The sequence below is a fragment of the Geodermatophilus sp. URMC 62 genome (genome assembly GCF_052931475.1).
Map to the genome: position 1 here is coordinate 4,686,849 of NZ_JBRFHY010000001.1, position 12,500 is coordinate 4,699,348.

Annotated in this window: 11 protein-coding genes; 5 read left to right on the forward strand and 6 right to left on the reverse strand. The window is 77.1% G+C overall.

The window, feature by feature from the left end; translation table 11 throughout:
- Positions 1–10: 10 nt before the first annotated feature.
- The gene (locus ACU616_RS22545) at positions 11–2,080 is read right to left on the reverse strand and encodes an elongation factor G-like protein EF-G2 (protein ID WP_446760645.1); all 2,070 of its coding nucleotides are present in this window, start codon (positions 2,078–2,080) and stop codon (positions 11–13) included.
- Between the two features lie 254 nt (positions 2,081–2,334).
- Between ACU616_RS22545 and ACU616_RS22550 the strand changes: the two genes are divergently transcribed.
- On the forward strand, positions 2,335–2,544 hold the full coding sequence (locus ACU616_RS22550) for a hypothetical protein (protein ID WP_446760646.1): 210 nt from the start codon (positions 2,335–2,337) through the stop codon (positions 2,542–2,544).
- 118 nt (positions 2,545–2,662) lie between these two features.
- On the opposite strand, the gene ACU616_RS22555 is transcribed toward ACU616_RS22550, so the two are convergent.
- Complete coding sequence (locus tag ACU616_RS22555) at positions 2,663–4,201, reverse strand: sensor histidine kinase (RefSeq protein ID WP_446760647.1); 1,539 nt, start codon at positions 4,199–4,201, stop codon at positions 2,663–2,665.
- A gap of 112 nt (positions 4,202–4,313) precedes the next feature.
- Between ACU616_RS22555 and ACU616_RS22560 the strand changes: the two genes are divergently transcribed.
- Positions 4,314–6,824, forward strand: a complete 2,511-nt coding sequence (locus tag ACU616_RS22560; protein ID WP_446760648.1) for an HAD-IC family P-type ATPase — start codon at positions 4,314–4,316, stop codon at positions 6,822–6,824.
- A gap of 2 nt (positions 6,825–6,826) precedes the next feature.
- Here ACU616_RS22560 and ACU616_RS22565 read toward each other — a convergent pair whose 3' ends face one another.
- The gene (locus tag ACU616_RS22565) at positions 6,827–7,423 is read right to left on the reverse strand and encodes an AAA family ATPase (RefSeq protein ID WP_446760649.1); all 597 of its coding nucleotides are present in this window, start codon (positions 7,421–7,423) and stop codon (positions 6,827–6,829) included.
- A gap of 227 nt (positions 7,424–7,650) precedes the next feature.
- Between ACU616_RS22565 and ACU616_RS22570 the strand changes: the two genes are divergently transcribed.
- Positions 7,651–7,941, forward strand: a complete 291-nt coding sequence (locus ACU616_RS22570) for a DUF1540 domain-containing protein (RefSeq protein WP_446760650.1) — start codon at positions 7,651–7,653, stop codon at positions 7,939–7,941.
- A 40-nt stretch (positions 7,942–7,981) separates the two neighbouring features.
- Here ACU616_RS22570 and ACU616_RS22575 read toward each other — a convergent pair whose 3' ends face one another.
- The gene (locus ACU616_RS22575; RefSeq protein ID WP_446760651.1) at positions 7,982–8,380 is read right to left on the reverse strand and encodes a hypothetical protein; all 399 of its coding nucleotides are present in this window, start codon (positions 8,378–8,380) and stop codon (positions 7,982–7,984) included.
- Positions 8,381–8,552: 172 nt separating this feature from the next.
- Positions 8,553–9,188, reverse strand: a complete 636-nt coding sequence (locus tag ACU616_RS22580) for a hypothetical protein (RefSeq protein WP_446760652.1) — start codon at positions 9,186–9,188, stop codon at positions 8,553–8,555.
- 283 nt (positions 9,189–9,471) lie between these two features.
- On the opposite strand from ACU616_RS22580, the gene ACU616_RS22585 reads away from it, so the two are divergent.
- On the forward strand, positions 9,472–10,107 hold the full coding sequence (locus ACU616_RS22585; protein ID WP_446760653.1) for a hypothetical protein: 636 nt from the start codon (positions 9,472–9,474) through the stop codon (positions 10,105–10,107).
- Complete coding sequence (locus ACU616_RS22590) at positions 10,085–10,978, forward strand: PadR family transcriptional regulator (protein WP_446760654.1); 894 nt, start codon at positions 10,085–10,087, stop codon at positions 10,976–10,978. The genes ACU616_RS22585 and ACU616_RS22590 overlap by 23 nt, the downstream gene beginning before the upstream one ends.
- Positions 10,979–11,138: 160 nt before the next feature.
- Here the strand turns inward: ACU616_RS22590 and ACU616_RS22595 are convergent, their stop codons facing one another.
- Positions 11,139–12,461, reverse strand: coding sequence for an ATP-dependent 6-phosphofructokinase (locus ACU616_RS22595; protein WP_446760655.1), 1,323 nt, complete (start codon positions 12,459–12,461; stop codon positions 11,139–11,141).
- Positions 12,462–12,500 lie beyond the last annotated feature (39 nt).

Genomic DNA, 12,500 nt, shown 5'->3' on the forward strand with positions numbered 1-12,500 from the left:
AATCAGTCATCTAGGCGGGCACGGCGACCAGGGAGGCGGGCGCCGGCTCGTGGCCCAGCGCACGCCGGGTGAACGAGCCGGTGCCGTGGCTGACCGAGCGCAGCGCCCCGGCGTAGCCGAGCAGCTCCACCTCGGGCACCTCCGCCCGGACGGTGGTGCGGTCCCGGTCGGGGTCGGCGTCGCTGCCGGTGACCCGGGCGCGGCGGCCGGACAGGTCGCTCATCACCGCGCCGACGTGCTCGCCGGGGACGACGACGGCCACCTCGCACCAGGGCTCGAGCACCTTCGTGCCGGCCGCGGCCGCCAGCTCCCGCACCGCCAGCGCCCCGGCGGACTGGAACGCGGCGTCGGAGGAGTCGACCGAGTGCGCCTTGCCGTCGACGAGCACGAACCGGACGTCGACCAGCGGCCGGTCGTCGTGGACCCCCTTGGCGGCCTGCGCGCGGATGCCCTTCTCCACGCTGCCGTGGTACTGGGAGGGGACCGCGCCGCCGATGACGCGCTGCTCGAAGGTGACGCCCGACCCCGGCTCGCCGGGCTCGGCCTCCACCACGACGACGGCGTACTGCCCGTGGCCGCCGGACTGCTTGACCAGCCGCCCGGTGGCCCGGGCCGGACCGGCGAGGGTCTCGACCATCGGCACGCGCACCGGCACCGTCGACACCGCCACGCCGTGCCGGGTGCGCAGCCGCTCGAGCAGCACCTCGCCGTGGGCCTCCCCCACGCACCACAGCAGCAGCTGGCCGGTGTCGCGGGAGCGCTCCACGCGCAGCGTCGGGTCCTCGGCGGCCAGCCGGGACAGCGCCGGGCCCAGGCGGTCCTCGTCGCTGCGGGAGGCGGCCTCGACCGCGACCGGGTGCTGCGGGACGGGGAGCTCCCACGGGGGGACCAGCCGCGGGTCGCCGGGTGAGGACAGCGTGTCGCCGGTCTCGGCCGAGGTCAGCCGGGCCACCGCGCAGACGTCGCCGGCCGGGGCGGACGCCACCGGGCGCAGCGCCGCGCCCAGCGGGGAGGACACCGCGCCCACCCGCTCGTCGGCGTCGTGGTCGGGGTGGCCGCGCTCGGCTCCGCCGTGCCCGGACACGTGCACCGGCGTGTCGGGGGTGAGGGTGCCGGAGAAGACCCGCAGCAGGGAGACGCGCCCGAGGTAGGGGTCGGTCGTCGTCTTGACCACCTCGGCCACGAGCGGGCCGTCGGGGTCGCAGCGGAGCGCCGGCGCCGGGGACCCGTCGGGCCGGGTGACCGGCGGGCAGCCGTGCTCGCACGGGCAGGGGAAGCCGTTGACCAGCAGGTAGAGCAGCGCGTCGAGGCCGATGCCCTGCAGCGGGGCCGCGCAGAGCACGGGGTGGAAGTGGCCCCGGGCGACCGCGGTCTCCAGGTCGCTCATCAGATCGGCCTGGACCAGCTCGTCGCCGGCGAGGTAGCGCTCCATCAGCGCCTCGTCCTCGCTCTCGCCGATGATGCCCTCGATCAGCTCGCTGCGGAGGCGGTCGGCGTCCGGGGCCTGGGCGCCGGGCTGGAGCAGGTTGACCACGCCCGAGACGGCGCCGTCGGCTCCCCGCTCGACCAGGTGCACCGGGTAGACGCCCGCGCCCAGCAGCGTCTGGCAGAGCCGGACGGTCTCCTCGGCGTCGGCGCGGGCCCGGTCGAGCTGGGTGACCACGACCGCGCGGGGCATGCCCACCGCGGCGCACTCCTCCCACAGCTGCACGGTGGAGGCGTCCACGCCGCCGACCGCCGAGACGACGAACAGCGCGGCGTCGGCGGCCCGCAGCCCGGCGCGCAGCTCGCCGACGAAGTCGGGGCTGCCCGGGGTGTCCAGCAGGGTGATGCGGGTGCCGTCGTGCTCGACGGTGGCCACCCCGAGGGTGACCGAGCGCTGCTGGCGGACCTCCACGTCGTCGCTGTCGAGGCAGGTGGTGCCGTCCTCGACCCGCCCGGCGCGCGGCAGGGCGCCGGTGGCCACGAGCAGCGCCTCGGCGAGGGTGGTCTTGCCGGCGCCGGCGTGACCGACCAGCGCCACGTTGCGCACCCGGGCGGGCTCGCGCGGAGCCGGCGCCGGGACGGTGTCCCTAGCCACGGGAGCCGCCCGGCCGCTCGTCCCCGGCCGGGCGGCCGGGCACCCCGCTCGGCGGATCGGTCCTGTCGACTGCTGGGTCGGGCACGGCGGCCTCCCGGGTCGGTCACGGGATGTGTCTCGGGTCACACCCTGCCCTCCGCCGCGCGGGCCCGGCAAGACCCCCGCTCGTGCGTCGCGCCCGGGAACGGCGGCGGCACCGCGGTGGCCGCACCGCCGGGCGCGGCCCTCGTCCCGCGGGCGGTCACACTGGGCCGGTGACGAGCGCAGGCAGCGGCCACGCGGCCGGCCGGGACCAGGACAGCGACCGCGCGCACGCCGTCCCCCGGGAGGCCGCCGACGGGCCGCCGCCGTGGGTGGCCGCCTGCGGGACGCCGGTCGCCGTCGTCCAGGGCGCCTGGGCCGGCCGCCGCGGGCTCGGCTCGGCCCTCCCCTGCCCGGAGTGCCGGCGGCTCGTGCCCGCCTGAGCGGCCACGCGGACCCCGCGCAGCGGGGCGCCGTCCTCCCGCACCGCAGCACGTCCTCCCGCACCGCAGCGCGTCCTCCCCCACGGTCCACGGCGAGGGAGGACGCGCCATGATCAGGTCACCTGATCGTCGCCTCCGTCGCCTCCGCCGCCGCCGCCGGAGCCGGGGCGGGGTCCTCCTCGTCGTCGGCGTCGGGCTCGGCCACCGTGGCGCCCGGCAGCCGGACGGTGACGACGGTCCGGCCGGGCACGCTCTCGACGCCGACCGTGCCGCCGTGCCCGCCGACGACCGCCTGCACGATCGCCAGCCCCAGGCCGGTGCTGCCGCCGGCCCGCGAGCGCGAGGAGTCGCCGCGGGCGAAGCGCTCGAACACCCCGCCCAGCAGGTCGGCGGGGATGCCGGGTCCGTCGTCGGCGACCTCGAGCACCGCCGAGCCGTCCTCGGCGCGCAGCCGCGTGGTGGCGGTCGTGCCCGGCGGCGTGTGCGTGCGGACGTTGGCCAGCAGGTTGGCCAGCACCTGGTGCAGCCGGGCGGCGTCGCCGGGGACGAGGACCGCCGCACCGGGCAGGTCGACCCGCCAGCGGTGCCCCGGGCCGGCGGCGTGGGCGTCGCTGACGACGTCCAGCACCAGGCCGGTCAGGTCGACGGTGCCGGTGACCAGCTCGCGGCCGGCGTCGAGGCGGGCGAGCAGCAGCAGGTCGTCGACCAGCCCGGACATGCGCACCGCCTCGGACTCCACCCGGCGCAGCGAGGCGTCGACGTCCTCGGGCAGGCCGCCGCGGCGGCGCACCAGCTCGGTGTAGCCGCGGATCGAGGTGACCGGGGTGCGCAGCTCGTGGCTGGCGTCGGCGACGAACCGGCGCAGCCGCGTCTCCGAGGCCTGGCGGGCGGTGATGGCCGACTCCACCGAGTCGAGCAGCCGGTTGAGCGCCGCCCCGACCCGGCCGACCTCGGTGCGCGGGTCGGTGTCACCCGGCGGCACCCGGTCGGGCAGCCGGACCTCGCCGGTGGACAGCGGCAGCGCGGCCACCCGGCCGGCGGTGGCCGCGACCCGGTGCAGCGGCCGCAGGGTGCGGCCGATCACCAGCGCCCCGACGGCGCCGGCGGCCAGCAGCCCGAGCAGCCCGGCCGCGACCTCCACCGCGACCAGCCGCACCAGCGCCGCCCGCGCCGGGTCCAGCGGCAGGCCGGTCACCAGCACCTCCCCGCCCCCGGCCGGCGCCGCGACGACGCGGTAGTCCCCGCGGCGGCCGAGGTCGACCGTGCGCGGGGTGCCGTCGGCGGGCACCTCGGCCAGCGCCCGCGCCTCGCCGGCGCCGAGGGGCTCGCCGTCGCCGTCGCCGTCGATGACGGCGGCCTCGGTGACCGTGCCGTCCTCGACGCGGGCGCCGAGGGTGCCGTCGCCCTGACCGGGGACCAGCAGGAAGTCCGGCCCGTTCCCGTCGGACCCGCCGTGCGGCTGTCCGTCCGCCGACGCCGACCGGGCCACCGCGGCGCCCAGCTGGGTGTCGACCTGCTCGATGAGCTCACCGCGGACGGCGGCGGTGGCCGTGACCCCCACGACGGTGACCACCAGCGCCAGCGGCGCGAGGAAGGCCCACAGCAGGCGGGTGCGCAGCGACCACCGCCGGGGGCCGGCTCCGGCTCGGGGGGTCATGGCGACCACGGTCCGCGCCGGGACTGGACGTTCCCTGGACGCCGGGATGGAACCGGCTGGGCGGTCGGCACGTCGCCGCGCCCGCGTCGTCGGCGCCTGTCAGGGTCGAGCCGTGCAGCCCACCCGCACCGAGGACCGTCCCGCCACCAGCTGGGGCCTGACGCAGGCCGAGGCGCAGGCCCGGTACCGCCGCGGCGAGGGCAACACCGCCCCGCGCGGCTCCACCCGCGGCTACGCGCGGATCCTGCGCACCAACGTCTTCAACTTCTTCAACACGGTGCTGTTCACCATCGGCGCCGCACTGCTGGCCCTCGGCCGCTACAACGACGCGGTCACCAGCGTCGGCCTCGGCCTGGTCAACGCGGCGATCAACGCCGTCCAGGAGATCCGCGCCCGGCGCAAGCTCGACCGGCTGCAGCTGCTCTCCCGCGGGCGGGTCACGGTGGTGCGCGACGGGCACGACGTCGAGGTCGTCCCCGACGAGGTGGTCCGCGGCGACGTGCTGCACGTGCGCCCCGGTGACCAGGTGGTCGTCGACGGGCCGCTGCTCGAGGGTGCCGTCGAGGTCGACGAGTCGCTGCTCACCGGCGAGTCCGAGGCGCTGCCCAGGCGCGCCGGCGACGACCTGCTGTCGGGGAGCTTCTGCGCCGGCGGCGGGGGGTGGCAGCTGGCCCGCGACGTCGGCGCGGCCAGCTACGCCAGCCGGCTGACCGCCGACGTCCGCCGGGCGAGCACCGACACCACGCCGCTGCAGCGGAAGATCGCCTTCGTCGTCCGCCTGGTCATGGTGCTGGTCGCGTTGATGAGCGCGACGATCCTGCTGCAGGCCGCGCTCGAGGGCTTCTCCCTGGTGCGGGTCGTGCAGACCACCGCGGTGCTGTCGGGGCTGGTGCCCTACGGCCTGTTCTTCCTCGTCGCGCTCGCCTACACCGTCGGCGCGGCGCGGAGCGCCCGCGACGGCGCGCTCGTGCAGCAGGTCAACGCCGTGGAGTCGATCAGCAACGTCGACGTCGTCTGCACCGACAAGACCGGCACCCTCACCACCGGCCGGCTGACGCTGGCCGAGGTGCTGCCGGTCGGCCCGCTGCCGGCGGCCGAGGTGGAGCACCTGGTCGGGACGGCGGCCCGCAGCACCGCCGCGGCCAACCTGACCACCGCGGCCCTCGCCGCGGCGCTGCCCGGGGAGGAGCTGCCAGTGCGGGAGGAGGTCCCGTTCTCCTCGGCGCTGCGGTGGAGCGCGGTGCGCACCGACGACGGCGTCCTGGTGCTCGGCGCGCCCGACAGCCTGGCACCGGCGCTGCAGGGGGCGTCCCCCACCGACGCCGTCGCCGCGCGGACGGGGCAGGGCCTGCGCGTGCTGGTCGCCGCCCGCCCCGTGGACCCCGCCGCTCCGCTGCGTGACGACGGCGGCCGGCCGCGGCTGCCCGCCCTGGAGCCGCTGGCCCTGGTCGTCCTCGCCGACGAGCTGCGCCCCGGCGTGCCCGAGACCGTCGCCCGGTTCGCCGCCGACGGCGTCGACCTCAAGGTGGTCTCCGGCGACGACCCGCGGACGGTGGCCGCGCTGGCCCGGCAGGCCGGCCTGGCCGCCGGCGACCCGGTGGCCGGCGCCGAGCTCGACGCCCTCTCCGACGCCGAGATCGACGCGCTCGTGGCGCGCACCGCGGTGTTCGGGCGGATCGCGCCGGAGCAGAAGGAGCGCCTGGTCACCTCCCTGCGCCGCCAGGGCCGCTACGTGGCGATGATCGGCGACGGCGTCAACGACGCCCGCGCGCTCAAGGCGGCCCAGGTGGGGGTGGCGATGCGCAGCGGCAGCGCGGTGACCCGCGACGTCGCCGACATCGTGCTCACCGACGACGACATCGGCGCGCTGGTGCCCGCCCAGCGCGAGGGCCGCCGGATCATCACCGGCATCGGCACCTCGATGCAGGTGTTCCTCGCCCGGGTCGGCACGCAGGGCCTGGTGATCGTCGCGGTCACGATGCTGGGGCTGGGCTTCCCCTACTCCCCCGCCCAGGTCGGGCTGACGCTGCTGACCGTCGGTGTCCCCACGCTGTTCCTCACCACCTGGGCCCGGCCCCAGCGGCCCGACCCGCACCTGCTGACCTCGCTGTGGCGGTTCGTCGTCCCGGCCATGGTGGTGACGGCGGCCGGCGGGGTGGCCGTGTACGCCACGCTCTACACCCGCCTGGTCGAGGTGGTCGGCAGCGGCCGGACCCCGGCCGAGGTCGTGGCGCAGTTCGAGAGCTACACCGGGGTGTCCTCCGGCGACGTCGGCTTCGCCGAGGCAGCCGCCACGATCGGCGCGCAGACGGGGCTGTCGACCTTCGTGTCCTACGCGGCGTTCCTGCTCATCCTGTTCCTGCGCCCGCCGTCGCGGCTGCTCGCCTCGTGGACCCGGCCCGACGGCGACCGGCGGCCCGCGGCGCTCGTCGTCGTGCTCGTCGTCGCGTTCACCGGGCTGCTGTTCGTGCCGGCGGCCACCGACTACTTCGGGCTCACCCACGCCGCGCACCCGGTCTTCAGCACGGTGCTGCCGGCGCTGGTCGTGTGGTTCGTCCTGCTGTCGGCCGCCTACCGGTTCCGCCTCCTCGAGCGGGCGCTGGGCCTCGCGCCGGCGGCCTGAGGTCAGGCGGGGACCCGCCCGAGGACGTCGTCGAGGGTGAGCCGCCGGGCCGCCGCGCGGTCGACGACGAGGACGTCGTCGGGACCGTCGGGCCCGGCCGCCGCGGCCCGCGCCTGCTGCCAGGCCGCCCACCGGGCGGCGTGCCGGCGCATCCGCGCGGCCGGGATCCGCCGTCCGCGGATCCGCTGGCCGGCCGCCGCCTCCTCCGGCGAGGTGTCGAGCAGGACCACCCGCACCGCGCGCCCGGCGCGCCGGGCGGCCCACAGCACGACCGCCCGCCACGGCCGGCTGGTCCAGGGGTCGGTGAGGACGACGACCGGGTCGGGGCCGGCGAGGGCGCGCAGCACGTGGGCGCGGTGCCAGGCGTGCACCAGGGGCCGCAGCAGCGGATAGGGCAGCCGGACGCCGGCGCGGGTGAGCCGCTCGGCGACGTCCTCGGAGTCCAGGCCGGTCACCCCGGGGACGTGCGCGTCGAGCACCTGCCGCAGCAGCGTCGTCTTGCCGCTGCCCGGCAGGCCGCCGACCACCACCAGGACGGCGGTGCCCGCCGGGGCGCCGGGCCCGGACGGGCGCGGCGGCTGCTCGATCGACACGGTCATCTGTCGTCCTCCCCGACGGCTCCGGTGCGGTGCCGTCCTCGGCGGGCGCCGGGCGGCCGCTGGGCGGTCACCGGGGAAACGAGCGGGAGCCCGCCAGCGTGCCCGCGGGCCCCGGTCGGACCCGGGCGGCGGGACGGTGCGGTGTGCGGTCCGGCGGGGTCGTCGCCACAGCCCAGGCAAGCCTCAGTGGGCTGGCGGGGCCCCCGCGGACCTGCCAGCCTGAGACCATGACCTCTCTCCAGGACATGCCCCAGGTGCAGGACTGCGCGGTCAGCAGCTGTTCCTACAACGCCGAGCACAACTGCCACGCCGGGGCCATCACCGTGGGCGGCGACCACGCCCACTGCGGGACCTTCGTGGAGATCAGCTTCCGCGGTGGCCTCGGGCGCAACGGCCTGGTCGGCGCCTGCCACCGCTCGGACTGCCGGCACAACGACAAGCTCGAGTGCACGGCCCCGGGGATCAGCGTGGGCCCCGAGGCCGACGCCGCCGACTGCCTGACCTTCCAGGCCCGCTAGACCCCTCGGGCGCCTCCGCGGGGGCGAGCTCGGACGTGAGCTAGGAGGCGAGCAGGTCCACGCCGAGCGGTTCGGGCGTGAGCCCGCCCGCCGGGTCCGCGCGCAGCGCGCCGTCGGCGACGGCGAGCGCGGCCACCGGGTCGGTGTCGTCGACCAGCACCGCGCGGCCCGCGATGGCCACCGGGCGCAGCGCGGCCAGCAGGCGGCGCCGGTCGGGGGCGGGCAGGCCGTCGGTGAAGCGGTCGACGAGCACGATGGTCGCGTCCTGCCCGGCGACGGCCTCGATCGCCTCGAGCCGCTGACGCACGCCGTCGCCGTCCCGCGCGGCCAGGCGGTGCACCCGCACCGATGCGTGCCCGGAGGCGCAGCGGCCGCTCGCGTCGTCCAGCGCGCTCATGACGCCGCGGCGGGCGCCGGCCGGCCCTAGCAGCACGGTCACGTCGCCGACCGGCAGTCGCAGTCCCACATCCGCCCCCTCGGGTTCCGGTGAGGCGAGGCTAACCTCAGGATCGGCGTCCGTCCAGCCCCGGGGGGCCGGGCGCAGGAACGGCCGAGCGGCGCCGCCCGGGGGACGGGGCGGCGCCGCTCGGCGTGCAGGAGGTCGGGAGGGGTCAGTCGTCGTCGCCGTCGCGGTCGCCCCACCAGCCGTGGGGGCCCCGGGGGCCGCCCGGGTCGGTGTCGGTGGAGTTGACCCGCTCGGTGATCCAGTCCTGGACGTCCGCGATGCGCTCGTCGGCCTGCTCCTGGGTGAGGTCGCCGTCCTGGACGGCCTCGGAGATGTGGTCCTTCACCGACTGCACGAGGGCGGCGACGAGGTCGTCGACGGCCACGCCGTGGTCCTCCGCGACGCTGGCCAGGCTGGCGCCGTCGGCCTCCAGCGCGGTCTCGAGGTCGTCCTCGGACATGCCGAGGGTGTCGGCGGCGACCGAGAGGTCCACGCCGCGACCGGGACCGCCCCACGGACCGTGCCCGCCCCAGGGGCCGGCGTCGCTGAGCGTGGTGGCCACCTCGTCGGCCTGGTCCTGGGTGATCGAGCCGTCGTCGACCAGGCCCGAGAGCGCGTCGCGGATGCGGTCCCCGATGGTCGTCTCGGTGGTGGTCGAGGAGGTGTCCTCCTCGGCCATCGCGGGGACGGTGACGGCCAGGCCGGTGAGGGTCAACGCACCGGCGGTGGTGGCGAGGACGAGCTTCTTGCGCACGGGGGTCTCCTCGGTCGGGCAGCCGGCCGCTCCGGCCGTCGTCTCCATGGTGGGGGTCCTACCTGTGAGCCACCTGGCAACGTCCCGTGGCCGAGCTGGGACCCGCCGCACGCGCCGTCCCGTCCCGGCGGGGGCGTCGCCGCTCCCGGCCACCGCGGTCCGCGCCGTCCGCCGGCCGGGGGCCGGCCACTCCGGTACTTTTTGCGGGAGGTCGCACCCGGTTGTGCTGCGAGAAGTTGGGGATAACGGTCGGGATCAGGACGCTCCGACTGCCAGGCAGCTCCCGGTCGCCTCCCCGGTCCGGGTGGGCGTCCGGGACGACCGTCAGGGCATGGACGACGACCGCTCCCCCGCACTCCTCCTCGCCCACCACGTCGCGCCGCCTTGCGCCTCCGCGGCACGGGAGGCGGCCGGCCGACGTCTGCTCCTGGGGACCACGCTGGGCCTGGCCCTCGCGGTCGTGGCGTCGCTGACCCTGGCGCCCGAGGGGACGGGCTGGGCGTGGGGCGCACCGCTGAGCGAGCTGCGCTGGTACCTCACCGGGCTGACGTCGCCGGCCACGCTGCTGCAGCTGGTCGCCAACCTGCTGCTGCTCGCCGTCCCCGCGGCTCTGGCCGTGCGGCTGTGGCCTGCACTGGCACACCCGGCCCGCCTGGCGGTCGCGGCACTGGCCGCCGGCGGCACGATCGAGGTGCTGCAGTACCTCCTGCCGCTGGGCCGGGTGGTCTCCCCGGTCGACGCCCTCCTCAACGCGGCCGGTGCGCTGGTCACCGGCGCCGTGGTCGCCGCCGCCGACCGGACCGGGACCGACGGCGCGGCCGGAGGCGTCGACGACGGGGCGCGCCCGCTCCCGGACCGGACGGCACCTCTCGTTGACGGGGTGGACGGGCGACGTGTCTCGATATATCGTTACTGTGTTGTTTATCGATCCCGAGGAGGATCCCATGCCCCCCTTCCCCACCCCTGAGGGCCGTCCCGGCCCCTGGCACCCCGGACGCGACGCCCGTCAGCAGGGCCCGCACGGACACTCCCCGCGCTCCCACTCCCCCCGCGAGCACGGCCCCCACGGTCGTGACCGCGGCCCCGGCTTCGGCGGCCCCGGCTTCGACGGCCCCGGCTTCGGCGGCCCCGGCGGCTTCGGTCCCGGCTTCGGCGCCCCCGGCTTCGGCGGCCCCGGCCCCGGCGGCTTCGGTCCGGGCGGTCCCGGTGGCCGCGGCGGCCCCGGTGGCCCCGGCGGTCCCGGTGGACCCGGTCGCCCCGAGGGCGGCTGGCGCGGTCGCCGCGGCGGCGGGCGCGGTCGCGCGCCGCGCGGCGACGTCCGCACCGCCGTGCTGCTGCTGCTGGCCGAGCAGCCGATGCACGGCTACCAGCTCATGCAGGCCATCGCCGAGCGCAGCGGCGGCCGCTGGACCCCCAGCCCCGGCGCGGTCTACCCGACCATCAGTGCGCTCGAGGACGAGGGCCTGGCCACCGTCACCGCCGAGGCCGGGCGCAAGCTCGTGACGCTCACCGACGCCGGGCGCGCCCACGTCGAGGAGCGCCGCGCGGCCTGGCCCGACCCGTTCGGCGGTGCCCGGGGCGCCGCGGCCGGCCCGGACCTGCGCGGCCTGCTGGAGGAGGTGCACGGCGCGGTGCGCCAGGTGGGCCGCACCGGCTCGGAGGCGCAGCTCACCGCGGCCGCCGCCGTCCTCGCCGAGGCCCGCCGCGCGCTGTACCTGCTGCTCGCCGACGGTCCCGGCGCCACCGGCACGACCGGCGGCGGGACCGGCCCGACCGGCACGACCGGCCCGACCGGCGGCACGGAGGGTCCCGGGACGACCGGGACGCCGGACGCGTGACCCCGCCCCCGCCGCCGGCCCGGGGGCTCTCCGCGGGCCGGCGGCCGCGGCGGTGCCGTCCGCGGGCGCAGCGGCCCCGCGCGCGAGGTGTCGCGCGGTGTGGAGGGCGAGGTGCCGGGAGTCCCGGCCGGTTCCTGAGCTGCCCGGCTGCGGCCGGTCCCTAGCCGAAGCGCACCGGCTGGCCGGTGGCCTCGAGCACCGACATCCACAGGTCGCCGAGCGGGTCGACGTGGTTGCGGCGGCTGACCGCCAGCCCCATCGGGATGTGCACGAAGCGCCGCCGCCTGCGCGCCACGATCACCTCGGTGCGCCCGGCCATCGCCGCGTGCACCGCGGCATGAGCCAGGCGCAGGCAGTACGCGCTGTCGTAGGGGTTGGCCGGCACGCTGCGGATGGCGTAGCTCGGGTCGAAGTAGCGCACGTTGTTCTCCACCCCGTGCGCGTCGAGGTGCTCGATGACCCGCTTGCGCAGCAGCCGGCCGATGTCGCCGAAGCGGACGTTGCCCGAGGCGTCGCGACCGGGCTCCTCCCCCTCCACGTGCTCCTGGCCGGCCCCCTCGGCGACGACCACCACCGCGTGCCCGCGCTCCTGCACCCGGTGGCGCAGGTGCTCGAGGAAGCCGCGCTCACCGTCGAGCGCGAAGGGCACCTCGGGGATGAGCACGTAGTCGGCGTCGTCCTTGGCCAGGGTGGAGTAGCAGGCGATGAAGCCGGAGTGCCGGCCCATGAGCTTGACCAGGCCGATGCCGCCGGGCGCCGAGCGGGCCTCGACGCTGGCCGCGTGGATCGACTTGGTGGCCTCCGACATCGCCGTCTGGAAGCCGAAGCTCTGGTCGATGTAGGGGATGTCGTTGTCGATGGTCTTCGGGATGCCGATCACGGCCACCTTCAGGCCGCGCTCCTCCACCACCTGCACGACGTCCATCGCGCCGCGGATGGTGCCGTCGCCGCCGATGACGAACAGGATGTTGATGTTGAGGCGCTCCAGGGCGTCGACGATCGCCTCGGGGTCCTGCTCGCCGCGGGAGGTGCCGAGGATCGTGCCGCCCTCGTCGTCGATGTGCATGACGACCTCGGGGGAGAGGTCGACGACGTCCTCGCCGAACTCGGGGATGAACCCGCGGTAGCCGTTGCGGAAGCCGACGATCCGGCGGACGCCGTAGTGCCGGCACAGCTCGAGCACCAGGCCGCGGATCACGTCGTTGAGGCCCGGGCACAGGCCGCCGCAGGTGACGATGCCGACGCGGGTCTTGGCCGGGTCGAAGTAGATCTTCTTCCGCGGGCCGCCGGGCTCGAGGCTGGGCAGCCGGTCCAGCGGCACCCCGCGGGAGGTGACCATCGAGATGGTGTCGTCGAAGAGGATCCGGTCCTCCTCGACCACGGAGTGCTGCGTGGTCTCGCGGTCCCCGAGCCGGGAGGCCAGCGGCGAGTCGATGCGGCAGGGGCCCAGCGTGCGGACGGCGAGGTCCGCGTGGTCGACCATGCGACGACGCTCCCACACGCCCCCAGTCGTCATGACGAC

Excerpts from the sequence above, each read along its gene's own strand:
- ACU616_RS22565 (WP_446760649.1), bottom strand. The coding sequence starts at position 7,423 with ATGACCGTGTCGATCGAGCAGCCGCCGCGCCCGTCCGGGCCCGGCGCC.
- ACU616_RS22570 (WP_446760650.1), top strand. The coding sequence starts at position 7,651 with ATGACCTCTCTCCAGGACATGCCCCAGGTGCAGGACTGCGCGGTCAGC.
- ACU616_RS22590 (WP_446760654.1), top strand. The coding sequence starts at position 10,085 with ATGCCCCCCTTCCCCACCCCTGAGGGCCGTCCCGGCCCCTGGCACCCC.
- ACU616_RS22580 (WP_446760652.1), bottom strand. The coding sequence starts at position 9,188 with ATGGAGACGACGGCCGGAGCGGCCGGCTGCCCGACCGAGGAGACCCCC.
- ACU616_RS22595 (WP_446760655.1), bottom strand. The coding sequence starts at position 12,461 with ATGGTCGACCACGCGGACCTCGCCGTCCGCACGCTGGGCCCCTGCCGC.
- ACU616_RS22585 (WP_446760653.1), top strand. The coding sequence starts at position 9,472 with ATGGACGACGACCGCTCCCCCGCACTCCTCCTCGCCCACCACGTCGCG.
- ACU616_RS22555 (WP_446760647.1), bottom strand. The coding sequence starts at position 4,201 with ATGACCCCCCGAGCCGGAGCCGGCCCCCGGCGGTGGTCGCTGCGCACC.